Annotated in this window: 21 protein-coding genes; 15 read left to right on the top strand and 6 right to left on the bottom strand. The window is 45.2% G+C overall.

The window, feature by feature from the left end; all coding sequences use genetic code 11:
• The first annotated feature begins 3 nt into the window (after positions 1-3).
• The 9 genes from E2566_RS20820 to E2566_RS20780 all read left to right on the top strand — a co-directional run bounded on the left by E2566_RS20820 (position 4) and on the right by E2566_RS20780 (position 10098).
• Positions 4-1128, top strand: a complete 1125-nt coding sequence (locus E2566_RS20820) for a sterol desaturase family protein (protein ID WP_107169280.1) — start codon at positions 4-6, stop codon at positions 1126-1128.
• A complete protein-coding gene (locus tag E2566_RS20815; protein ID WP_107169279.1) occupies positions 1121-2257 on the top strand; it encodes a fatty acid desaturase family protein in 1137 nt (378 codons plus the stop codon). The genes E2566_RS20820 and E2566_RS20815 overlap by 8 nt, the downstream gene beginning before the upstream one ends.
• A 2-nt stretch (positions 2258-2259) precedes the next feature.
• Positions 2260-3351 (top strand): acyl-CoA desaturase, encoded by a 1092-nt coding sequence (locus tag E2566_RS20810; protein WP_107169371.1) that lies wholly within the window; start codon positions 2260-2262, stop codon positions 3349-3351.
• A 65-nt stretch (positions 3352-3416) separates the two neighbouring features.
• Positions 3417-4346, top strand: coding sequence for a lysozyme inhibitor LprI family protein (locus tag E2566_RS20805; RefSeq protein WP_107169278.1), 930 nt, complete (start codon positions 3417-3419; stop codon positions 4344-4346).
• Positions 4347-4615: 269 nt separating this feature from the next.
• The gene (aldA, locus tag E2566_RS20800) at positions 4616-6055 is read left to right on the top strand and encodes an aldehyde dehydrogenase (RefSeq protein ID WP_107169277.1); all 1440 of its coding nucleotides are present in this window, start codon (positions 4616-4618) and stop codon (positions 6053-6055) included.
• A gap of 211 nt (positions 6056-6266) precedes the next feature.
• The gene (gene lldD / locus E2566_RS20795) at positions 6267-7409 is read left to right on the top strand and encodes an FMN-dependent L-lactate dehydrogenase LldD (RefSeq protein WP_107169276.1); all 1143 of its coding nucleotides are present in this window, start codon (positions 6267-6269) and stop codon (positions 7407-7409) included.
• Between the two features lie 129 nt (positions 7410-7538).
• Entirely contained in the window at positions 7539-8039 is a 501-nt protein-coding gene (locus E2566_RS20790) for a GrpB family protein (protein ID WP_107169275.1), read from the top strand.
• 93 nt (positions 8040-8132) lie between these two features.
• Positions 8133-9347 carry an AI-2E family transporter gene (locus E2566_RS20785; protein WP_107169274.1) on the top strand — a complete coding sequence of 405 codons (1215 nt, stop codon included), beginning with the start codon at positions 8133-8135 and terminating at the stop codon, positions 9345-9347.
• Positions 9348-9552: 205 nt separating this feature from the next.
• Positions 9553-10098 carry a hypothetical protein gene (locus E2566_RS20780; protein ID WP_205540526.1) on the top strand — a complete coding sequence of 182 codons (546 nt, stop codon included), beginning with the start codon at positions 9553-9555 and terminating at the stop codon, positions 10096-10098.
• A 47-nt stretch (positions 10099-10145) separates the two neighbouring features.
• Here the strand turns inward: E2566_RS20780 and E2566_RS20775 are convergent, their stop codons facing one another.
• Together E2566_RS20775 and E2566_RS20770 are read right to left on the bottom strand one after the other, a co-directional pair.
• Positions 10146-10703, bottom strand: coding sequence for a hypothetical protein (locus E2566_RS20775; protein WP_107169272.1), 558 nt, complete (start codon positions 10701-10703; stop codon positions 10146-10148).
• Between the two features lie 186 nt (positions 10704-10889).
• Positions 10890-12563 (bottom strand): methyl-accepting chemotaxis protein, encoded by a 1674-nt coding sequence (locus E2566_RS20770; RefSeq protein ID WP_107169271.1) that lies wholly within the window; start codon positions 12561-12563, stop codon positions 10890-10892.
• Positions 12564-13608: 1045 nt separating this feature from the next.
• Between E2566_RS20770 and E2566_RS20765 the strand changes: the two genes are divergently transcribed.
• The gene (locus tag E2566_RS20765) at positions 13609-14646 is read left to right on the top strand and encodes an IS630 family transposase (protein ID WP_107169268.1); all 1038 of its coding nucleotides are present in this window, start codon (positions 13609-13611) and stop codon (positions 14644-14646) included.
• A 243-nt stretch (positions 14647-14889) separates the two neighbouring features.
• Here the strand turns inward: E2566_RS20765 and E2566_RS20760 are convergent, their stop codons facing one another.
• On the bottom strand, positions 14890-15489 hold the full coding sequence (locus tag E2566_RS20760) for a PDDEXK family nuclease (protein WP_107169267.1): 600 nt from the start codon (positions 15487-15489) through the stop codon (positions 14890-14892).
• Positions 15473-15709 carry a helix-turn-helix domain-containing protein gene (locus E2566_RS20755; RefSeq protein WP_107169266.1) on the bottom strand — a complete coding sequence of 79 codons (237 nt, stop codon included), beginning with the start codon at positions 15707-15709 and terminating at the stop codon, positions 15473-15475. Before E2566_RS20755 ends, E2566_RS20760 begins: the two co-directional genes overlap by 17 nt.
• Before the next feature lie 127 nt (positions 15710-15836).
• Between E2566_RS20755 and E2566_RS20750 the strand changes: the two genes are divergently transcribed.
• From E2566_RS20750 to E2566_RS20730, 5 genes are all read left to right on the top strand, one after another.
• Positions 15837-17021 (top strand): DNA-methyltransferase, encoded by a 1185-nt coding sequence (locus E2566_RS20750; protein WP_107169265.1) that lies wholly within the window; start codon positions 15837-15839, stop codon positions 17019-17021.
• Between the two features lie 1080 nt (positions 17022-18101).
• Positions 18102-18452: a hypothetical protein gene (locus E2566_RS20745; RefSeq protein WP_107169264.1), complete on the top strand. Its 351-nt coding sequence runs from the start codon at positions 18102-18104 to the stop codon at positions 18450-18452.
• Between the two features lie 46 nt (positions 18453-18498).
• Complete coding sequence (locus E2566_RS20740; RefSeq protein WP_050110122.1) at positions 18499-19284, top strand: hypothetical protein; 786 nt, start codon at positions 18499-18501, stop codon at positions 19282-19284.
• A 416-nt stretch (positions 19285-19700) separates the two neighbouring features.
• Positions 19701-20249, top strand: a complete 549-nt coding sequence (locus E2566_RS20735) for an SLATT domain-containing protein (RefSeq protein WP_107169263.1) — start codon at positions 19701-19703, stop codon at positions 20247-20249.
• The gene (locus E2566_RS20730; protein ID WP_107169262.1) at positions 20233-21603 is read left to right on the top strand and encodes a reverse transcriptase domain-containing protein; all 1371 of its coding nucleotides are present in this window, start codon (positions 20233-20235) and stop codon (positions 21601-21603) included. The genes E2566_RS20735 and E2566_RS20730 overlap by 17 nt, the downstream gene beginning before the upstream one ends.
• A gap of 236 nt (positions 21604-21839) precedes the next feature.
• Here the strand turns inward: E2566_RS20730 and E2566_RS20725 are convergent, their stop codons facing one another.
• On the bottom strand, positions 21840-22931 hold the full coding sequence (locus E2566_RS20725) for a hypothetical protein (protein ID WP_107169261.1): 1092 nt from the start codon (positions 22929-22931) through the stop codon (positions 21840-21842).
• A gap of 191 nt (positions 22932-23122) precedes the next feature.
• Positions 23123-23356: a helix-turn-helix transcriptional regulator gene (locus E2566_RS20720; RefSeq protein ID WP_032623043.1), complete on the bottom strand. Its 234-nt coding sequence runs from the start codon at positions 23354-23356 to the stop codon at positions 23123-23125.
• Between the last annotated feature and the right edge of the window lie 83 nt (positions 23357-23439).

Below are 23439 nucleotides of genomic sequence, written 5' to 3'. Positions count from 1 at the left end.
ATCATGATTGATTTAGCATTACCTATCGTCTTCATGCTGGTTGTGGTGATGGGTGAAGCGCTGGCTTTACAGTGGATGCAGCGTGAGAAGGTGAACTGGCATGACGTGGTGTTCAACCTGAATTCCGGGCATATCATGCTGTGGTTCTTTCGCAGCGTGGAAATTTTTTGCTATGGCTATGTTGCGGCACATTTCAGTTTCGGCTGGGTAGAAAACTGGCCGCCGGTGTTGATGTGGCTATTTGCGTTACTCGCCTGGGATTTCGGCTTTTATTGGCTACACCGGCTGCACCATACCTTTGGCGTACTGTGGGCGGTGCATGTGGTGCATCATCAGGGTGAACATTTCAATCTGTCGCTGGGTGTGCGTAACTCGTGGTATTCCTCACTGACTTCAATTCCGTTCTTCCTGATTCTGGCACTGCTTGGCGTTCCGCTGTACGTGTTCGTCACGGTTTCTATCCTGCATTACAGCGTCCAGCTCTTTAACCATAATGCGATGACGCCCAAATTGGGTTGGCTGGAAAAGGTGCTGGTGACGCCAGCACACCATCGTGTCCACCACGTAAACGACCGCGCTTATGCCGATAAGAATTTTGGCGGCACCTTCATTTTCTGGGACAAACTGTTTGGCAGCTTTTGCCCACAACTGCCCGATACGCCTTTCCGCTACGGCGCAGGCAAAGACACGCCATCGAACAATCCGTTTTGGGCCAGTAACCTGCCTTTTATGCCGTACCTGAAACTGTCGGTGCGCCGTACGCGTCGGGCGACGTTTCACTGTACGCCGATAGCGTTGATCGCTGGGGCGATGCTGCTATTTGCGCTGGTGGTGGGCTATGTCTACCTGTATGGCTACGGCTATGACTCCGCCAACTTGTCGCAGGTGGCTCTCTTCCTGCTGCTGGTGAGCGGGGCGGTCGCGCTGGGCGGCATTTCCGAAGGACGACGCTGGGGCGTTTACGTCTGGCTGCTGGTGACCCTGTTATTTCCTGCCGTGTTTCTTGTTTATTGGTCTTGGGAAGCACTCTATTGGAAAGTCACTATGCTGATGTTGGCACTACACGGGCTGGCGATGGCTGTCGGCTGGGGTCGACGCCCCCTTACAGAGGAACATGAAAATGGCTAGTGTGCTTCCTGCCAAACCGTATCCCGCGAAGGGTGAGCAAGCCTTTCATCGGGCATTACAGCGGGAAACATCGGCTTATCTGCGCGCGAATCACGATCATCGCTTTGCCGATCGCGGCCAGTTTGTTAAGGCTGGATTACTCTTTTTAGGCTGCCTTGTCTGTTATGCGCTGAGCCTGATGCAGCAGACGGCATGGACGTTCTTCCTGAGCTATTTTTCTTTCATCATGCTGTCGATGGTATTGAATATCATTGTTAATCATGACGCCTCTCATAATACGTTTTTCCGCAATCGCACACTAAACCGCGTGGTTGGGCGCATCGTGACGCTGCCGTTAGGCATCGATCCTGACTACTGGCGTTTGCGCCATGTGGACTTCCACCATATTTACCCGAATGTGGAGCATTACGATCTGGATACGGAAGAGAACGGTGTTTTTCGCCAAACGCCTTTCCAGCGCCACCGTGCCTACATGCGCTATCAGCACCTTTACTGGCCGCTGGTGGCCGCGTTCTCGCTCCCCTATATCGCCTGGATTTTTGACTGGGCCGATCGGTTGGGTAAAACCCCCGTCAACGCCCGTTCGGCGCAATCAGGCCGTGATGGATGGTTGATTTTTATCGCCAGTAAAGTCGGTCATCTCCTGCTGCTACTGGTGATTCCCATCATGGTGGGGGCGACACACGGCATTAGCCCCGGTATCGTGCTGTTAAGCTATTTGCTGGGTCAGATGTTGGCCTCGTTGCTGGTGGTATTTTTACTGCTGGGCACGCACTGGGCAGAAGCGGAATTTTATGCGGTGACCGATACGGAGACCATGCCCCTGGGCTGGTATCAACACAACTTTGCGACCGCCTGCGACTGGCTGCCGACGCCGCGCTGGCTTGCGTACTGGACGGGAGGGCTGCATTTACACCTGACGCATCATCTTTTCCCCGGATGGCATCACCGGCATTACCCCGCGCTCGCCGCTATTTTACGGCGCGTTGCCGCCGAGCATGGTATGAACTATCGCTGCATTACCTATCGTGAGCTACTGGCTAGCCAGCGTCGGTTTTTAAAATCGATGGGCGAAGGTCGCGATCAACGTGCTGCACAACGTACCGCGGAAGAGGGAAGGGAGGAATAATGATGCCCGCACCGCTGAAGCCACTCCGCTATGAACAAGGTCGCGATTTGGCGTTGCATCGGGCGCTGATGAAGGCCGCAAATGCGTATCTGGCAGAGACGGGCGATCACCGTTTTGCCAATGCGGGGTTTATCGGCAAGATGCTGTTTCTGGTGGCGCTGAGCCTGACGTTTTATGGTTTTAGCCTCCAGCAGACAACGCTATGGGGTTTTGCTGGCTGCTATTTTGTCTTTATTTTTACCGCGATGTTTCTGGCGGTGAACGTGGTGCATGACGCCTCGCATAACGTCTTTTTCCGCCAACCGTGGGCGAATCGCCTGCTCAATATCGTGGTGAGTATTCCACTTGGTATGGATTCTGACTGCTGGCGCGTGCGGCATGTGATTTTCCATCATGCACACGTGAATGTGCAGCACTACGATCTGGATATCGAAGAAAACGGTGTCTTACGGCAGTCACCCTACCATCGGTTTCGCTTTTTTATGCGTGCCCAGCGCTATTACTGGCCGATGGTGGCGTCGTTGACCTTCCCCTGCATTATCTGGTTTTTTGACTGGATCGATCGTGCGGGGAAAACGCAGGTGACGCGCAATATGACGCTTCAGGGCGTTAAAGGTTGGAGCGTGTTTCTATTATCAAAAGCGCTGCATGCTTTGTTAGCGCTGGCGATCCCTTACTGGCTGTTGTCGCCGATGCCGATCGGCTTCGGCTCACTGCTGCTGGTTTATTTGCTGAGCCAGATGCTGTCGTCGCTGATTTTTGTCGTGCTGATTCTGGGGTCACATTGGGCAAAAGGGACGTTCTATCAGGCACCGGAAGATGGACTATTCAGGCACGGCCGCTATCAGCATGTCTTTTCCACCACGGTCGATTGGTCTACTCGTCCCGCCTGGCTTGGCTATTGGCTAGGGCAGCTCAATATGCACCTGACCCACCATCTTTTCCCCAACTGGAATCACCGACACTATCCCGCGCTATCGAAAATTATTGCGGACGTTGCCCCACGTTACGGCATTGAGTATCAGTGCATTACGCTGAAAGCAATTTTAGTTGAGCAGCAGCGCTTTCTTAAAAAGATGGGAAAGGGTGGCTAACAATCGCTATTACCCATTTTTATCAATCTGTTAGATTTTTATCTGTATTCAAGGAGCGATACGTCATGCGTTATTTATTTCTGGCCGTTTCATCCCTGCTGTTCTTTTTCACCTCGTCCGTCTGGGCGATGGATTGCAGCAAGGCCAGCACAGACGCCGAGAAAAGGATTTGCGCCAGCAGCCGCTTACAGCAGTTCGATGCGGTATTAAACCAGGCGAATCAGGGTTATGTAAAAAAGGCAGACAGCGCGCAGGTGCGTCAGGAGCAGCACACGTGGCTGCTCGAGCGTGACCGCTGTAAGGATGACGTTTGTCTGGAGAATGAGATGATTTCCCGTATTCAGGCACTTTCCGGTAGTGAAAATATCTCCCTGATTACGCAGGCATCAGACCAGTGGGACTTCGTTCTCAGCGTGGCAACGTGCCATCTTGATTCCTCTTATTCAACCTGTGAAGGCTCCGGCACGCTGGATATTTTTAAGAAAGGGCGTGGTGACCTGTTCCAGCGTATCACGATGGAAAATATGTTTATCGAACTGAACACGAAGAGCGAGGTGACGGCGAATCGGGTCGACGTCGACGGTGAGAACCATCGCGGGCTGGTAATTGATGACGCTAACTTCGATCATCATGCGGATATCATGCTGCGCACGGGCATTAACGAGGCTTCTGGCGGATCGTCTTACGATGTGTACCTGTTTGATGTGGAAAAGCAGCAGTTCACCCTGAATGCACCGCTGACCGAGTTAGCCAGTTCCGACCTCAGCCTGTTCGATATCGATGAGAAAAGTAAGACTATCACGACGGTTGCCAAAAGCAGCTGCTGCTGGTTCCAGTCGTTTACCTACAAGGTGGTCAATAATAAGCCTGTCCTGATTGTCGAAACCACGGAAGCCTATTCTGAAGAGAGGCAGGCGACGGTAGTCACCGTTCGCGAGCTGGTGGGCGGTAAATGGAAAGTGACGGAAGAGATCGCGGAAAGCGACGAACCGTAAGATTTCCCTGCTTTAAAGACAGGCGCCGTAGATGAATGCGGCGTCTGCCACTCCCTCTGCATCCCCACACTGCCGTTATTTCTCTGTGTTATCCGTTACTTTGCAAAAGTGTTACGTCAGACGTTCTCATCATGACTTTTTTGCCACTTGCTAGACTGAGATGGCAGCCATGAAAAGGTAAATGCGGCGCAGAACGCGCAGCATGGCAAAACTTCACAAAAAAGACGTGTTTTTTTAACAACTCGTATATCACTTTGGAGATGCCTGACATGAGCACCACCCAGAAACGTATGTACATCAACGGTGAGTTTGTTGAAAACAGAAGCGGGAAGTGGATTGATGTGGTGAACCCGGCCACAGAACAGGTCATTTCGCAGATCCCGGAAGGCTCCGCTGACGATGCAAAAAGAGCGATTGATGCAGCAGAAGCCGCACAGCCGGGCTGGGAAGCACTGCCCGCGGTTGAGCGCGGCGTCTGGTTACACAAAATAGCTGCCGGTATTCGCGAACGCGCAGCCGAACTGACCGATACCATTATTGCGGAAGGCGGTAAAACCCACGGTCTGGCGCAGACGGAAGTGCTGTTCACCGCTGACTATCTGGACTACATGGCAGAGTGGGCGCGCCGTTATGAAGGCGAAATCATTCAGAGCGACCGCCCGAATGAGAATATTTTCGTCTTCCGCAAAGCGATTGGCGTCACGACCGGTATTCTGCCGTGGAACTTTCCTTTCTTCCTGATTGCGCGTAAGGCAGCGCCAGCGCTGATCACCGGCAACACCATCGTTATCAAACCGAGTGAGATCACACCGAATAATGCGGTGATTTTTGCCGAAATCATTCACAAGATTGGCCTGCCGAAAGGCGTCATCAATTTCGTTACCGGCTACGGCCCGACGGTCGGGCAAGAGCTGGCCGCTAACCCGAAAGTGGGCATGGTCAGTTTGACTGGCAGTGTGGCGGCGGGGATTGCCACCATGACGGCGGCGGCGCAGAACGTGACCAAAGTGTCGCTGGAGCTGGGCGGCAAAGCGCCTGCCATCGTGATGGACGACGCCGATCTCGATCTGGCCGTCAAAGCGATTGTCAGTTCTCGCGTGATTAACAGCGGGCAGGTGTGTAACTGCGCCGAGCGTGTGTACGTGCAGAAAGGCATTTACGACGACTTTATCACGCGTATTAAAGCCGCGATGGAGCAGGTGACCTTCGGCAATACGGCGGAGAAAAAAGCGCTGGATATGGGGCCACTGATCAGCGCAGCGGCGCTACAGCGTGTGGAAGACAAAGTAGCGAAAGCGGTATCGCAGGGCGCGAAAGTGCTGCTTGGCGGCAAGCGTGAAAGCGGTACGGGCTATTTCTATCCACCGACGCTGCTGGTGAACGTGACGCAAGAGATGCCAATCATGCACGAAGAAGTGTTTGGTCCGGTGCTGCCGGTAGCGACCTTCGACACGTTGGAAGACGCGATTGCAATGGCGAACGACAGCGAATACGGCCTGACATCGTCGATCTATACTCAAAACATCAATACCGCGATGAAAGCGCTGAAAGGGCTGAAGTTCGGCGAAACTTACATTAACCGTGAAAACTTCGAGGCGATGCAGGGCTTCCATGCGGGCTGGCGTAAATCCGGTGTAGGTGGTGCGGACGGCAAACACGGCTTGCAGGAATACCTGCAAACGCATGTCGCGTACCTGCAATTTCATTAACAGGTAATTTTACTAAAGTCATGCCGATCGTTTAAGCATCGAGATACACGGGGTGACCACAGGGGTGAGGTGTCCCTGTGGAAACCTCCCCCTGTGTTTCCCCTAAAAACGGGCTTACGCGCACAGCATCAATTTCACTAAAAGCCGTTCCAGTAACGGTTATTACTGACCGCAATAATGGCACCAACAAGAAGAAGGATGGGAAAGGACGATGATCATCTCTGCTTCAACGGACTACCGAGCGGCAGCGCAACGTAGGCTGCCACCGTTTCTTTTTCACTATATTGACGGCGGGGCATACAACGAGCACACGCTCAGGCGCAATACTGCCGATCTGGCAGATATCGCGCTGCGCCAGCGCATCCTGAAAAATATGTCTGACCTGAGTCTGGAGACGCAGTTGTTCGGTGAAAAGCTGGCGATGCCGGTGGTGCTCGCACCCGTTGGCCTGACCGGTATGTATGCCAGACGCGGCGAAGTACAGGCTGCTCGAGCGGCAGCACAGAAAGGGATTCCGTTTACCTTATCTACCGTTTCAGTCTGCCCGATTGAGGAAGTGGCTCCCGCCATCGATCGCCCGATGTGGTTCCAACTCTACGTGCTAAAAGATCGTGGTTTTATGCGTAATGCGCTGGAGCGTGCACAGGCGGCGGGGGTGAAGACGCTGGTATTTACCGTGGATATGCCGACTCCGGGTGCGCGCTATCGTGATGCGCATTCTGGCATGAGTGGTCCGAATGCGGCGACACGGCGTATTTTACAGGCGGTTACTCATCCACAGTGGGCGTGGGATGTCGGGCTGCATGGTAAGCCGCACGATTTGGGGAATGTTTCTGCCTATCGCGGCACGCCGACGACGCTGGAAAACTATATCGGCTGGCTGGCGGAGAATTTCGATCCCTCTATTTCGTGGCAGGATTTGGCGTGGATTCGCGAGTTGTGGAAAGGGCCGATGATCATCAAAGGTATCCTCGATCCAGAAGATGCCAAGGAAGCGGTGAGGTTCGGCGCAGACGGGATTGTGGTTTCCAATCATGGCGGTCGTCAGTTGGATGGCGTGCTGTCAACGGCACGTGCACTGCCAGCGATAGCCGACGCGGTGAAAGGCGATATCACCATTCTGGCGGATTCCGGTATTCGCACCGGTCTGGACGTGGTGCGCATGATTGCGCTGGGCGCGGATGGTGTGATGCTCGGACGTGCGTTTGTTTACGCACTGGCTGCGGCGGGTGAAGCGGGTGTGGTTAACTTGCTGAACCTGATCGAAAAAGAGATGCGAGTGGCGATGACGCTCACGGGTGCCAAATCCATTGCCGACATTACCGCCGATTCGTTGGTGCAGGCGACCCGGTAGCGATTGAATGGTCTGTAAGCGCTAATCAGGCGGTAGGAATCATCCTCTCGCCGCGTTTCCTGATGGCTTTTGATCCTTCCCCTAAACGTTATAACCTGTATGCAATAAGACTGTGTTGGGGATACGTGAATGGGCAGACGAACAATAGCCGTGGTGGATTACGATCCATATTGGGTGACGAATTACGCAACAGAGGCGAGAGCGCTAACGCAGGCGCTCGGCGCGGTTGCGGTGAGAGTGCATCACATCGGCAGTACGGCCGTACCAGAGCTACCCGCTAAACCGGTGATTGATATGTTGTTGGAAGTGGTTTCGCTGTCCGAGTTGGACAGGCTAGATTGCGCCATGATAGATTTGGGCTATCATCCGCGCGGCGAAAATGGCATGGCGGGACGCCGTTACTACACCAAGGGCGGCGAGGCGCGTACTCATCATCTTCACGCTTTTGTGGTGGGTGACGAGCATGTTCAGCGGCACCTGGCTTTTCGTGATTACCTGCGAGCTAATCCTTCCGTGTGTGCGGAATACGCGGCAGTAAAGCGTGCCGCGGCGCTGGCATGTGGCAACGATGCCGCAGTGTATAGTCAGTTAAAAAATGACTTTATTGCAACGCATGAGGCACGTGCATAGCCATTTCCTCAGCACTATGCGCTTTTTCCTGTATTGCAAACGTCCTACTTCGTTCTATATTTCGGGGATAGATTGAACGAAGGGGAAATCGTTGTGAATATTAAAGGGCTTACGAAGGGATTCTTCATCCTGATCCTATTTGCCGTCACACTGGCGTTTTTTGACATACTGGCGCCGTATTATTCCGCCATTTTATGGGCGGCAGTGTTGGCCATTATCTTCCATCCGCTGAAAAGCAAGATTCGGCAAAAATTGAACGATCGCAACGGCATCGCTTCGCTGCTGACCGTTCTGATTATCTTCCTGATCGTCTTCATTCCATTGGGGATCATTGTTTCCTCGCTGGTGGTTGAGATTAACGGGGTTTACACCCGATTGCAGGACAGTAATACCCAATTTCCGGTGGTGTTAGCGGAGCTGCTTCAGCATCTGCCCAAATGGGCACGCCATTTCCTGACGGAACACAATCTGGATAACGCTGCCAAAATACAGCAAGAGCTTTCTCAGGTGGCGCTGAAAGGGGGGCAATATTTGGCAGGGAGCGTGCTCCTGATCGGCAAAGGGACATTCACCTTCTTCATTGGCTTTGGGGTGATGCTCTACCTGCTCTTTTTCCTTCTGAAAGATGGTTCCTATCTGGTGAACCTGATTCTGGAATCGTTGCCGCTTTCCACCCACGTTAAACATCACCTGCTGGTGAAATTTGCTGCCGTATCGCGGGCGACGGTGAAAGGTACAGCCGTCGTGGCGATTGTGCAGGGAACGCTGGGCGGCATTGCGTTCTCTATCGCGGGGATAGAAGGTAGCTTGTTATGGGGCTCGCTGATGGCGTTCCTGTCGTTGATCCCCGCTGTGGGTTCGGCGATTATCTGGGTACCTGCCGCCGTCTTCCTGTTCGCTACAAATATGCTCTGGCAGGCCATCTTCATCGTCGCATTCTTTGTGCTGGTGATTGGGCTGGTGGATAACATTCTGCGTCCGCTGCTGGTGGGGAAAGACACAAAAATGCCGGATTACCTGATTCTGATCGCCACGCTGGGCGGCATGGAAATCTACGGTATTAACGGTTTTGTGATTGGTCCGCTCATTGCTGCGCTGTTCATCGCCTGCTGGAACATTCTGTCTGGCCGCGATAATCAGGAAAATATTGAAGGTATTGATGAAGACTTTATCGAAGAGGGTCGCCTGTATGCGAGTACAGTGAATCCAGAAGGCGCTGATGCGACGGCGAGTCAGCCTTTGGATAGCAAGACGGCAACGGAGCGAAGGGGGGAAAGCCAGGACGTGGAAAATAAGAAGGCAGAGTGATCCGCCTGCACTACGTCCAAATCCCTTGCCCTCAGGCGTGATCCACACGACGCCTGAGGGAGCTTTGGCGAAGAACGACAGGCCAATTCGCCAACAGCCCTCTCTTCAGGAGGGTTTAAGGTGAGGTAATACAACATAAATTCTCGAAGAAAAAACGGCGAAAAATAATCAGGACGTTCTGATTTTATAAAGGTAAGGGATGGTTATGTTTGGGAAAATTCTCCTGATAGGAATGGGTGCGTTATTACTTAGCGGATGTTCGGTTGCGACCTATAGTCATAAGCTGGAAGATGATCAGGGTGCTGAGCGCGTAGGGGTCACATTCGATAATCGCAATCTCGACTATATTCGTGTTTATCCGACGACCGATAGATGCATTAATATTGATGCGCCAGAAAATGGCTACACCAATAATGCATTTGGGTTCCAAACTAAGCTCAATAATAAAGAGCTCGGCTTCCCGGCTATTCCTGAAACGCCAACAATGATTCGTGAATTCTGGGTCAGCGCACAGCACAATATTGCAGTCAGAATGATTGCTGCGAATGGCGGATTTAGTACCGTGACTTTTAAGCCCGTGGTGGGGAATTACTATTATGTTACTGGTAAATTTGTTGATGCTTATTCGCCACGCCGCATTGAAGTCTACGAAGTGTTCAAGACGGAAAAAGGCTACTACGATCGCAGGCCAGTCAAAGATTTGATGCTGAAAAACTGCGGCCAGTTCTCTTCCAGAATGCAGAAGTTTTAATGAAATACTCGGCCAGACGTAAACTTGTCTGGCCGTCTTTACTGCGTTTACGTCAGTTGTTTTCCCGAGAACGTGCCGGCATACCAGGCATCCATCACTGATAGCAGATTTTTCACTTCTTCGACGGTCAGGCCGTAAGAATTTGCATTTTCATGAGGTTTAACGACGAGCAACGGAACATCGGCACGCGTGTGCAGATAATCGAACTGATATTCCACCTCCGTGTTGTAAAACAAACTTCCGCCAACGTTTCCGGCCTTACGTAGTTGCTTGATCTGTTTATCTTGTGCGTTCGGATTTTCTGCCCAGATCAGGAAGTCACGCAGCGGCTGCGTCTGGCGTGAAAAATCATCACGCGTGAAGCCGAAATAGGCATAGCGCTTTCCTACCACTAACGCAATTTTGCTCTTATCGTCAGTAATCCTGACGTTAAAAGATCGCTTATCCACAGTACAGTCACGAAACTGCGGTTTGTAATCACAGGCAGAAAGATTCTCGGCTTCATAGACTTCGTAAAGACGCAGCGTGGCGTATTTATCGAAGGTGGTTAACGCCTGGCAGCCTGTTAAGGCAAGAAGAATGAGGGGGAGAACGAGATAACGCATGTCGGTTTATTTTCCCTGTTTTGCCACGAGTGAAGATGCTCTGGAAATGGTGTGGAGAAGAGTGGTTCCCTATTAAAGCTTCGCTGTTTATTCGGAATCAGGCGGTTATGAAAACATTAGCGTTGGAAAAATTCAACGGTCAGGAAATCGTCAATGATTGGGCCACTGCTGTGGCCCTGCGATATATTAGAACGACGTCCAGTCCTGTGAATCATTCTTGGGTTTTGCTAAAGCCTGGTGGGCTAGCTTGCCTGCTGTTTCAAGGGCCAATTCTGGTGCCAAAGATCGCCGCCCTACCGTAGCCTGTGACGTCAGTTTAAAGGCACTGACCGTTTGCGTTAGCGTCGTGGCCTGAGATTGTAATGATAGTGCTGCCGCAGCCGACTCTTCTACCAGCGCGGCATTTTGCTGCGTGGTGGTATCAATTTGTCCAACGGCAATATTAATCTGGCTGATACCGTCGCTTTGTTCCTGACTTGCCTGAGAAATCTCGGCAATGATGGCATTGACGTCAGAGACATGGCCGGTCAGAGTATTCATCGTCGCTTCGGCAGAATCGACCAGTTGCATCCCTTCCTGTACCTTATTCACTGAATCATCAATCAATTCTTTGATCTCTTTCGCCGCTGTGGCACTGCGTTGTGCCAGAGAACGTACCTCGCTGGCGACGACCGCGAAACCGCGACCCTGTTCGCCCGCGCGTGCCGCCTCAACGGCGGCGTTCAGCGCCAGAATATTGGTCTGGAAGGCGATGCCGTCAATCACGCCGATAATTTCTGCCATTCGATGTGATGAATCGCGGATACCGCGCATTTTGTGCGTCACTGAGGCCATCACATCACTGCTGGTCTTGGCTGCCTCTGAGGACTGATGGGAAACCGCCGTTGCCTGACGTGTATTGTCTGCCGTATTTTTGATGGTAGAGGTGAGCTCTTCCATTGATGAGGCGGTTTGTTCCAGTGAACTGGCTTGCTCTTCAGTACGGGCTGACAAATCCTGATTACCGGCTGCGATCTGTGAGGCTGCTGTCGAAATGGCTTCCGACCCGTCGCGAACCTGGCTCACAATATAGCGCAGGCTGGTATTCATGTTATCCAACGCAGTTAATAGCTGGCCGGTTTCATCTTGACGATCGATAACGACTTGCGAGGTCAGATCGCCTTTCGCCACGCGTTCGGCGATGGTCAATGCCTCTTGGATGGGGTGGGTCACGCTACGTGTAATCAACCATGCAGCGATAGCACCGAGCAATGCGCCGATACCCATGAAAACCAGCAAGAATAAACGCGAGCTTCCAAAATCGGCGTCCATGACATGCAGCGTTCGCGTCATGCCATCATCTTTGTAATCAACGTAACGGAGGATTTGTGCGCTAAACTGACGTTGCGTATTATCCAAACGATCGTGGAACTCCGCCAGCGCCGCTTCACGGTCGCCTGCCGTCATCATAGTGATGATTTTATTGCCTGACGCGATGAAATCGTTTCTTATCAATAGCATGTCAGACATGATTTTGCTGAGATTGGGATCGTTAGTTGCCTGGGTGTCCTGATCGATCTTTTTTAATAAGACACCACCATTCTTGCGAATATCTTCTATAGTGTTGAGTACATCACGTAACTGTTTCTCGTCGGAAGCCAATAATAAACCTTCATAGGCAATCACGGTTTGATTAACTACATTGCGCAGGTTATTTGCATCAACGGTATCTGCATAGGTATCCGTAACAATCAGTTTGGCGCTTTGATTGAAATCGGACAGTTTCATTATTGATAAGATACCGACAGCGAACAGCATGGCAATTAGCCCTGTGAAGCCGATTCCCAGTCGATAACCAATACGCCAGTTAGCCACACTCATAATTCTTCCTTTATCTAGTTGATATTTATTAACGTTATATTTTTTGGATCACTAAATTGGTATTAAGCGTGGATGAATGGTGCTGTTAGCAGTGGTATATCATCATTTTTCGAGAACAGCACAAAATGATAAAACCATTTGTTAACAATGCGATAGACCATTTTATTCTCTGTATTAATATCATCGATTTTTACAATCGATGCACTAATCTGGTCACACCCTGATACCGCATGGATTATCGGCCAGTGAAATAAAATCTTCATTAAATTGATCGTTTATAGCATTTAAAAACAAACAATAAAAAGGTAAAACCTATCAATATAAAAATATTGATCGTTAAAATCAACTGAGAGGTGAAAATAGTAAATGAACGATTTATTAAAATAAGTAACGTAAAGTTTACAGTGTAAATAATATTATAGATGCCATTTTTATTTTGAAAAAAATGAAACGATTTCATTATGCTTCATATAAAAAATAATTTAATCAATAACAATTAAATTTCTAAAATAATAAGCATAAACTAACAACACTAGGCTGTATTTCTTCATTTTTAGCACGCTATGGAATTGGATAGTGCGATCTTATCCCGCCAGAATGGATGCGATTTTAAACTCGGTCTATCTCTCAAACGGCGGCATTCTGGAGGCAGGCACACGACGGTTAGCGTTGAAGAGAAACTAACGCCCATGCACCTGGGATAGGGCAGGAATTTATCTTGTATCGTGGTTACCACCAGCCAAAGTGGCTACCTAAGCCAACGATGACGGCGACAACGATAAAAACAACCGTTGGTTTACTCATTTTCACTCCATTTGGCGTTCTGTCAGGCTTAAAAGCGGTTAATTGGGCTGCGCGTGAGAATAAGACAAATAGCGAGAGTGGTCTACTGGCATTCATTGCGTAGGCAACTGTTTGGGAGGCCGTTCTGTAACGTTGAGGCTAAATAGCTTCGCCAAATAGTAGATCACTTGAAGGGAACTCAGTCCAAATTGAGCGATCTGATCAATCGCCAAACCAAACAAATCACCAACCGGACTGAGCGATGCCGATCATAGCAGCAATCCCTGATGAAGAACGACGACTAATGCGTAAAGAAGCCCAACAAACTCGCGATAAAAACCATTCCAGACGACTCATCGCCCTACTGATGCTGCATCGGGGAATGACCGTCACCGACGTCGCCAGACTGCTCTGTGCGGCTCGCTCTTCCGTCGGGAGATGGATAAATTGGTTTACTTTATACGGTGTTGAAGGGCTAAAGAGCCTCAAGCCCGGACGAACACCATGCTGGCCAGTCACGGATATCCTGCCTATTTTGCCGCTTCTGGTTCAGCGTTCTCCTCAGGACTTTGGCTGGCTGCGTTCTCGTTGGAGCACGGAGTTATTGGCACTTATTGTTAATCGGCTTTTTAATGTAGCGCTTCATCCTACCACGCTGCACCGCTACCTGAGACAGGCTGGTATTGTCTGGCGCAGAGCCGCGCCAACACTGAAAATCAAAGACCCGTATTATGAGGAAAAGCGACTCGCCATCGAACAGGCGGTCGTCCGGAAGCAGCCGACCCATCCGGTATTTTATCAGGATGAAGTGGATATCGACCTGAACCCGAAAATCGGCACGGACTGGATGCTCAAAGGGCAACAGAAACGAGTGACTACGCCGGGACATAACCAAAAGTATTATCTGGCAGGGGCACTGCATTCGGATACGGGACGAGTCCATTACGTCGGCGGCAGTAAAAAGAGTTCTGATTTATTTATCAATCTGTTAGAGATGTTACGGCGGACATATCGGCGAGCGAAAACCATTACGCTGGTCGTTGATAACTACATCATTCATAAAAGCCGCAAGGTGGAACGGTGGCTGGAAAAAAATACGAAGTTCCGGTTGTTGTTCCTGCCCACGTATTCGCCGTGGCTGAATCCAATCGAGTTGCTGTGGTTGTCGTTACACGAGACCATAACGCGTAACCATCAGTGCCGGTATATGTGGCAGTTACTGGAACAGGTAAAGCTATTTATGAATGCCGCTTCGCCGTTCCCCGGCAATCAGCATGGTCTGGCTAAAGTGGAGCAGTAATATGCGAAGCTATTTAGGCTATAGGGATATGTGCGTAGAATGATACGGTAAGAGAGAGGAAAACGTGCAGGTTATCTGAAAGTTGACCTTATTGAGGGAATACTGGCTCAGAACCTGATTTATGCCACAACGCTGTCAAGGTAGCGATTTTGCTTTTAATTTTTAACCGACAGGCGAAAAGAAAAGAGGAATTCGTAGAAGCCAGCGTAGCATTCTTTAAATTAGCCTTTTCTTAAAATTAATTCAATTAAAATTTGCCCACCCATCTGTTCCTTTTGGTATTAATTGAATATTGGTATTCACCTCGTCATGTTCAATTTCTATTACTGACAAGTATCCATTGGCTATATTGATGTTTTTCCAAACCTCGAAGTAAGGTGATAATTCAAGATAATTACCTATCCTGTCTGTTAGAAATGGATATAATTCACGAGAAGGTAAAATTAGTGTCCCACCAAGTAGAGACCCATTTAGCATTCCTAAACAAATTTTATTTAATGCTCTATGTGATGAAGAAATATTTCCGGTTTCCCATTCGACGGCGAAATAAGCGTAATTTTTAACAGAATATGTCGCATCAATTGGACCAGCATTTCTTTCAGAAGATATTTTTAATCTTTTCTCTAAGGTCCACCCTCTATCGTATAAGTAATCCATACACTCTTTTTTTATAGGTTTGACCCCATTTCCTTTGCGGATAGGATTAATAGAGAAGCGATCATTGCCGAGAGGCCACACTACTTTTAGGATTGCATCATGTATGTCATTTTTTATCTTTGCAACGACTTTTGAATTTGCAAAAACACCATTTTTAATTAGAGTTATTTCACTTTTTATCTTCATTAATTAGCTCCATAGTAAGTGTTAAAAATTCAGCCGGCGATATATTTAGACTTTTACTTAACATAATTATCGATGTCAGAGAGGGCTGTCTTTGCCCACGTTCCAACAATGATATGAATGTTCTATCGAGGTTGCTGTTTAGGCCTAACTGCTCTTGAGACAGACCAGAAGCCAATCTTTGTCTTTTTAATACAATGCCAAATGCCGTTTCTGGTGCCATGAAGGACTCTCCTTAATGCTTGATTATGTTGTGATATGATAAGTAGTTCCACAGACTATAGTCTGCAATGTTTCGCTTCTATCAAAAGTGGTATAATGGCAAAAACGCCACTAGCTAGGGGGATTGGATGTATTATAAAAATGGTCTTTTTTCAGCGATAGGTATTGATCCAGCTGATAAAAAGAAACTAAATGCATTCTGTAAAATCTCTGGGGTTCCGGTTGCAAGGTTGAAATATTATGATGAGGAAAACATTTACCCGTCAGGTAGTGATCTTATTAAAATTTGTACCGCATCGGGGTTGAATGATGTTTTATTAAAGCTAAAAATGGGGTTTGTTGATGCCTCATTAATGAATGTGTTACGAAGTAAATCAGATGAAATTTATTCTATAATTAATTCTGAGATTAAAGGTGATAACTTAGTTAATAATGTTAATTTCAACTTTCAAACGAAATTAGGTAAGTTATATCAAGGCGATTGCATTGAGTTTTTGAAAAGCGTCGATAGCGATAGCGTGGACATGATTTTTGCCGATCCACCTTTTAATTTGGATAAAATTTATCCGTCAGGTATGGATGATAATTTGAAGCACGATAAATATATCGGATGGTGTCAAGAATGGATTTATCAGTGCGTTCGAGTTTTAAAGCATGGGGGAAGTTTTTTTATTTGGAATCTGCCAAAATGGAATACTGAACTTTCTGCATATTTATCTGGAATGTTGACTTTTAGACATTGGATTGCTACGGATATAAAGTATAGTCTCCCTATTCAAAGTAAGCTATATCCCTCTCATTATTCAATGCTTTATTACATTAAAGGAAAGAAGCCGAATGTTTTCCATCCAGATAGATTGCCAATGCAGGTTTGTCCTAAATGTTATGGTGATTTAAAAGATTATGGTGGATATAAAGATAAAATGAACCCTAAAGGGGTGAATATGACTGATATTTGGTATGACATTCCACCTGTAAGGCATGCGAAATATAAAAGGCGAGAAGGCTCTAATGAACTTTCAATTAAATTATTAGATCGTGTAATTGAAATGTCTACGAATGAAGGTGATGTCATACTTGATCCATTTGGTGGTTCAGGAACAACATATATAGCTGCTGAAATAAAAAATAGAAAGTGGATTGGGTCAGAACTAGGCCCATTGGATGTAATCATAGATAGATTTAATAGGATTGATGAGGAAAGTAAAATCGTCGATAACTATCGTTCACAAATAAATAATTTATTTCCTGACAATATTAAAGCTAAAAGAAAGCAGAGAAAAATATGGACAGATGATGACTTTAATAAATAAAAATTGAAATTTTATTATTTTAATCGCAACTCTCGTGGTTTTTTATCACTGTACCCAAAGCGCTACGTAGTTCCTTTAATGGGTACACCCAAGTGTACACGATAACCATGCGCTTTGTTGCTCCTCTATGATAGCCCATGAAAACAAAAACGCCCTGAAAACAGGGCGTTATATGAGAACTTTAAGCGATAGGACAATCACTCGATTGAATCTGAATAATGAGTGTTAGTTTAAGTTGTTTGATTTTTAATGGTTTTATCTAATCTTGCTTTCGAGTAACTACACCCTTAAGTACAACGGAAACAGACGCTATACCTAATTGCTCAAAGTGTGGCGGCAATTCTTGCGTGCAAAAACCAAGTTAAGGTGTCTTATACATAACCCACGATATATGTAACAAGATTGTAATGGCAAAGTTGTAATGTCCGTTCTGGGGATTTTGATGACGGCTCAGGGAAATTTCTTCTGTAGAAACAACCAATGATTCTACTAATGGGTTTATGGACGATTACAACCAGCGTTTTGCTAAAGCTTCCCGACCTGACTTTGATGCCCATAGGCCGCTAGCGGCATTTTTCATTTGTTAGGAACCCCGTCGTGTGAAAGATCCATGACAGTACAGTATGAAAAAGTGTTCTATCTAATTGAAGAAAATGAATAAAATAGAAAGGCTATTGGTAAATATATCGAAGTCTTGCACTACCCTGATGGGCTAAAAGAACACCGGCTTAACGAGGCTGCTCTTCTATACCCCACTCATATCGTTCACAGGCAATACTTGCCGGTGGTGGCCCCTCACGGCGACACAGAAAACCAAGAGGAAAGAAATCCCAGCATTCGCTGTATGGTGACGATATGCTTGGGCATGGAAGACATTACAGGCACGTTCTGAGGAAATCTTAGGTACAAGTAAATATCTTCAATGATATGATATACAGAGAAAACTGCATGGAAACCATGGTAAAGTTCGGGTGTCACTGAACCCCGAACTGCTTCGAGGTATAATTACAAGCTGAAAATATCATCATAGTACAATGTACTGATGAAAGAATGGTTAAAGTTTAAAAAAGGAAGACATTTATGAAAAAGAGTTTATTTGAAGAGATTTTTATTTCAGAACAAGATGATGTCCATTTTCTTTCATCAGGACTGGAATCGGCGATGAATTTAAATAAAGGCGTTATCACTGACGAAATAATGGATAAGTTATTAACTTCGTTATCAAAGTATGATGCCGAAAAATTATATGGATTGAGCAAGGATGATATAGCTAGCGAGTTAGAAAAATTAGGTGTATCTGACAATGATTACAACCTATTTAAATTGGTTATCGGTTGTGAGGGCTACGACTACTCCAAAACATTAAAAATGTTAGATAACGGGATTCAGCAACAAAAGAAAGAAAAAGAGGAAAAGAAAGATAAAGAATAACGTAAACATCCCTTTTATATTATAAAAGGGATAAGGATTGAACTTGATGGTGGATTTAAGAAAAGAAATAGAAGAAAAACAAGATTTTTTAAATTCTGTATATCAGAATGCTTACTATGGTTATCAATCTGATAAATCAGTGCAAAAACTAGATTACTTAGATGAGAAAGCGAGGGAACTCTTACGTTATGTTGATACTATAGCGAGCGATTACAATACAGATGATGGTGAAAACTTAGTTGATTATCAATACGTTGTAGAGACATGCTTTGACACTTTACATTTTATAAAACGCCACTTTACTTATATGAAAAATGAAATTGGAAAAAACACAACAATAAGTAATACAGCTTATTCTGATCTAATGAGGCTGGCGTGTAAAATAAATGATAAAGGTAAAAAAAACGAGATAAAGAATTTCATTAACGAATTTAATGGATTGGGAATACCAACCTATGGGTTAAGGCGTATGACAATTAAAAACCAAAGAAAACTGACATTTAGCATATTAACGGTGATTGCTACTTTTATAATATTTATAATGGCACTGAGTGGTAATGATAATCTTATTTTCATGTATGGACTGGTTTTTAATGCTCTCTATATTATTTTGATAATGATGTTTTCATCTAGGGAGAAAATATTATTACTATCTCTTGTATTTTATGTCACTCTGCCAGTGACGATTTATTCACTACCATTTGATTCAACTATGTCATTTGATTTTGGTGTTATCAATGGTAGTTTTATTGGAGCAATAGGTGTATTTATTTTATTGATTTATAAGAACCCAATGATACAAATATTTGATTTTCTGAATAAAAGCAAATAACTGGTTCGCATAATGATGTTATGCTAAAGAGGCCGCTGCCGGATTTGATTTTCGCAGCAGCCTTTTCAACTTTGCTGGTATGGGTTGATGAAATCTGAACTTAGCCTTGACAGAGCTGAGTCTATGCCATGCTACGAATAGCAGTTTTGCCCAAAATGGGGCTGCAAAAGTTTTTTAGGGTGAAATCGGCCCAATAGGCTAATAATAATGAAAAATCGGGTTGACTATAGCTCAGAGATGTTGTTATTAGTATATTTGGAAGGGCAGGTTTTTCCTCTTACCTACGTAAGGGTGGCTCTAATAAAGAACAGCTTACTTTTTGGCTGTTGTTGGGCTTCGGCTCACTGATCCTACGGGATGTTCAACGGTTCTCAATAGTTCCTGTCCCTTCTTTCTTCAAACTAACAGGGGGATTTGTGCGGGATAATATTTGGTTTACTTACAAAGCTCGTATAAACGCACATCATCGTCTTGAATTGATGGAAAAACATTCGCAGTTTCTTCTTGTCTGGTATGCTATTTTGGGAGCGGTGCTTTCTGTTATAACAATACGTTATCCTAAAATTATTGGAGATAATACAGATATTTGGGCTGCTATTCTGTCTATTTTTTTACTCGGTGTGTCGCTAGTAGTATCTAATCTGGATTTCCGTGGACGAGCTATTGCAATGCGAAAAAATTATTTGGCTCTCCAGAAATTATATGCTGAAATTCCTCAAGAACACTCTCTCACGTCAGCTCAAATTGCAGCATATAATGATCTCTTGAGTGAGGTTGAGAACCATAAAGAAATCGACGATAAAATGGCGAGAGTTTCCTCCCATTTAACATTAACAACGCGAAACCCAACTATAGAAGAGATAAAAGAAGTTAGACGTTTTAAAATAGTGAGGATCACCATTATATCTCTATTGTATTTAACTCCTTTGATTCTGATGTGGATTAATTATGAATGCGGCGCGTAAGTTTAAAGGGAAATTTTCCATAAGGAATCTTAAATCTATTTATCAAAACAAAATAAAAAGTTCTGGTGCTATTGGTATAGATAGAGTCCGTCCATCGAGTTTAGAAAAAAAACTTAATGATGAACTGGAACTTATTTCAAAAAAAGTTAATGCTGGAATCTATAAATTCACAGCATACAAAGAAAAATTAATTTCAAAAGGTGCAAACTCTAATCCTAGACAAATTTCAATTCCCACTGCTAGAGATAGAATAACTCTAAGAGCATTATGTGAGTGCTTGTCAGATGTATTTCCCGAAGCGAGACTTAAGTTACCACATACCGTCATGGATTCTTTGAAGGAGGCATTGCACGAGAAAAAATTCACAGAATATGCCAAGATTGATCTTAAATCTTTTTACCCTTCAATTGAACACTCACTTATAGAACACGCGATAAAAAGCCGAATCAGGAAAAAAGAATTTAGATCGCTAATTATGTCGGCATTAGCTGTACCTACAGTTAATGAATTTAAGGGTAGTAAGCATTCCATGCCGAATACAAAAGGCGTCCCTCAAGGTTTAGCTATTTCTAATATCCTTGCCGAAATATCGCTTGGAAAGCTTGATAATGAATTGTCATCTGATCCTAATATATGGTTTAAAAGATATGTTGATGACATATTAATTTTAACTACTTCCGGTCAAGCAAGTATCGTAGCAGAAAATGTTATCAGAAAATTAGAATCAATAGAGCTTAAACCACATCCGCTCAACGAAGAAAACTCTAAATCAGTAGTGGGTGTGATAGGTACACCCTTTAGTTTTTTAGGGTATCAAATTATTGGTGAAGAACTTTTAATTAAAAGGGATAGTATTCTTCGTTTTGAGTCATCACTCGCAAAGATATTCACTGCCTATAGACACGCGCTTTCGCAGGCTAAAAATAAGCGGGATAAAGAAAAAGCAATCGCTTATTGTAAATGGAAACTCAATTTAAGAATTACAGGTTGTATTTTCGGTGGTAAACGTCTTGGTTGGGTTTCTTATTTTTCTCAGATTTCAAGCACCGCTCAATTACGAGCAGTTAACCATACTGTTACAAAGTTTATTAAGCGGTTTGGACTGGGTGATGATATCAAAGCAAAATCCTTGATAAAGACATTTTATGAAATAAATCGTGGAGTGGCATTTACATCAAGATATATCCCCAATTTTGACAATCTCACTATAGAACAGAAACGTGAAGTAGTTTCTATGTGGATTGGGAGAGAGGCAGCTAACAAATTGAGGGACTCTGAGGTGGAAAGGAAATTTAATTACAAGATAACATCCGCAGTTAAAGAGCTTGAAGAAGATATCTCGGGGATATCTTAAGTGAAATATTTTTAAGTAGCATAACCTTTTTTTATTACAGCCAATGTTTGTTTTTATAATGTAGCGTGACGTGGTAGCTATAGTGATTTCTATTTTTAATTACGGCAGTTACTGATGGGTGAAATTGAAATAGATAAATTGCTTTATTATGGTGGTTATCCTGGAAAAGGCTATGATTAATCATAGCCTTTTCCTAATTGAAATTTTTACGCTAAATAGATATGAAGTAATAGATTTTATCTTCTGGTTTGTGGATTTGTTCGATCTGACTCTTTGTTATGTAGAAAGAAAACAGACGATATGTTAAATATGCTGCTTAATCGTTCAACACAGAGCGACCACTGCTCCCAAATTGTATTCTTATTGAGTAGCTCAATTTCATGCTTAACGATTATGCCAATGACCTCACGGGGCAAACGTGAGTTCTGCATGTTTCGCACTATAGAGCGTTTCAATGCCGCTATGCTGGGTTCTGCTGGAATCGCGCGAATGTATCCCTTAGTTAGTAGCTCATATGCTAAATCGTCCGAGTAGACTTGAAGTCGTTCGAAAGGGTTTCCCATACTCAGAAGGTGAGCCAGCATCAGGGCATTACCTCTCTTGCTCGTAGGCGTGGCATTGGGTTGGTATCGGGACTCGATACGCAAGAATTGCCGATGCTCATTCAGATTGATATTAATGAATCTGGATTTCTCCCGAAATGTGAGTTGTTTGCTTCCATGAGCATCGATCTTCTCATAGCAAAGAATATATAAAATAGAACGTGAACTGCCGATCCTGACACTCGGTAAACTCTTTTTATTATTGCGATACGATGTTTTTCCTGCTCGTTCCAATCCCCATATATAGTTATCTAACTGACAACCATAAATATCGACAGCAACATCTATTCGTGTAATCCATGAGCGTGCCAATAGGTGATAAAATACTTCCCCTAATCGTTGATTCATCCACGATAGTAGATGATCGATCTTACTTGCAGTCAGATGTTGGGGGTGGAAATCTAAGCGTATACCTCCTGAGTTATGATTTATTGGTGAATAGTCAATTCGTAATAAAACTGGAGAGTTTTCTTTGATTCCCATGATTAATAGCGCGTTACGATAGGGTTTACCTTTTTTGTTTTTTATGTATCTCACTCTATATTTTTTATAGTTAAATTTTCTCATTTTTCTAAGTTTAGAATATACTCTCTTCTTCTCAGCTTTGTTGAGGAAGCAACTTACAATTGCAAGTCCATCAATTCGCATTTTTAATGAATGTCCAAAATTGTCCTTACCAATTCTCATAGAAGAACAAAAGTCGATATTGTGCTTATTTAATAGCATTGTTATTCCTTACGGCTAATAGCCATATATAGAATAGAGAACAATGACAGTTGATACTTACCCTAATAGGGTGTAAATGCTCCTAATGGCTATTGAAGCATGTTTAACTGATATATTCTCTATTCAGACATACTATGTGTGTGTATATAACGTGCTATTATTAGAGCAACGGTATATTAGTTATGGGAGGGTTAATTCGTATGTTCCTGCGCTAAAGGTACTTTCTGGCGACTCATAATCCATTGAAGTATTTCTTCCTCTCGCCATGCAATCGCACGAGAAGAATTACTTTGGTCATTTGTCCCACCTGTTAAGCGAACTGGTTCAGGGAAGTGGCCTGCTTTGATCTGGCGATACAGCGTTGCACGGGATATAGCGCACAATTCAAGAACCATTTTCATCTTGATCAAACGTGAAAAATTCATCTCAAAACCTGTTCGATTTGCGTATCGGATTGATACGAAGATTCTTTACAGTTTTCGATTTATACGTTTTTATACTGGTTTTT

It is taken from the genome of Pectobacterium punjabense, assembly GCF_012427845.1.
Lineage (GTDB): Bacteria > Pseudomonadota > Gammaproteobacteria > Enterobacterales > Enterobacteriaceae > Pectobacterium > Pectobacterium punjabense.
The sequence above is the reverse complement of the archived record's forward strand: the minus strand, read 5'-3'. Positions and strand labels throughout refer to the sequence as shown.

Coding starts and splice junctions, on each gene's coding strand:
- E2566_RS20740 (WP_050110122.1), top strand. CDS start 18,499: ATGGTGGATTTAAGAAAAGAAATAGAAGAAAAACAAGATTTTTTAAAT.
- E2566_RS20775 (WP_107169272.1), bottom strand. CDS start 10,703: ATGCGTTATCTCGTTCTCCCCCTCATTCTTCTTGCCTTAACAGGCTGC.
- E2566_RS20820 (WP_107169280.1), top strand. CDS start 4: ATGATTGATTTAGCATTACCTATCGTCTTCATGCTGGTTGTGGTGATG.
- E2566_RS20770 (WP_107169271.1), bottom strand. CDS start 12,563: ATGAGTGTGGCTAACTGGCGTATTGGTTATCGACTGGGAATCGGCTTC.
- E2566_RS20760 (WP_107169267.1), bottom strand. CDS start 15,489: ATGAAGATAAAAAGTGAAATAACTCTAATTAAAAATGGTGTTTTTGCA.
- lldD (WP_107169276.1), top strand. CDS start 6,267: ATGATCATCTCTGCTTCAACGGACTACCGAGCGGCAGCGCAACGTAGG.
- aldA (WP_107169277.1), top strand. CDS start 4,616: ATGAGCACCACCCAGAAACGTATGTACATCAACGGTGAGTTTGTTGAA.
- E2566_RS20805 (WP_107169278.1), top strand. CDS start 3,417: ATGCGTTATTTATTTCTGGCCGTTTCATCCCTGCTGTTCTTTTTCACC.
- E2566_RS20780 (WP_205540526.1), top strand. CDS start 9,553: ATGTTTGGGAAAATTCTCCTGATAGGAATGGGTGCGTTATTACTTAGC.
- E2566_RS20815 (WP_107169279.1), top strand. CDS start 1,121: ATGGCTAGTGTGCTTCCTGCCAAACCGTATCCCGCGAAGGGTGAGCAA.
- E2566_RS20790 (WP_107169275.1), top strand. CDS start 7,539: ATGGGCAGACGAACAATAGCCGTGGTGGATTACGATCCATATTGGGTG.
- E2566_RS20730 (WP_107169262.1), top strand. CDS start 20,233: ATGAATGCGGCGCGTAAGTTTAAAGGGAAATTTTCCATAAGGAATCTT.
- E2566_RS20755 (WP_107169266.1), bottom strand. CDS start 15,709: ATGGCACCAGAAACGGCATTTGGCATTGTATTAAAAAGACAAAGATTG.
- E2566_RS20745 (WP_107169264.1), top strand. CDS start 18,102: ATGAAAAAGAGTTTATTTGAAGAGATTTTTATTTCAGAACAAGATGAT.
- E2566_RS20720 (WP_032623043.1), bottom strand. CDS start 23,356: ATGAATTTTTCACGTTTGATCAAGATGAAAATGGTTCTTGAATTGTGC.
- E2566_RS20750 (WP_107169265.1), top strand. CDS start 15,837: ATGTATTATAAAAATGGTCTTTTTTCAGCGATAGGTATTGATCCAGCT.
- E2566_RS20725 (WP_107169261.1), bottom strand. CDS start 22,931: ATGCTATTAAATAAGCACAATATCGACTTTTGTTCTTCTATGAGAATT.
- E2566_RS20765 (WP_107169268.1), top strand. CDS start 13,609: ATGCCGATCATAGCAGCAATCCCTGATGAAGAACGACGACTAATGCGT.
- E2566_RS20810 (WP_107169371.1), top strand. CDS start 2,260: ATGCCCGCACCGCTGAAGCCACTCCGCTATGAACAAGGTCGCGATTTG.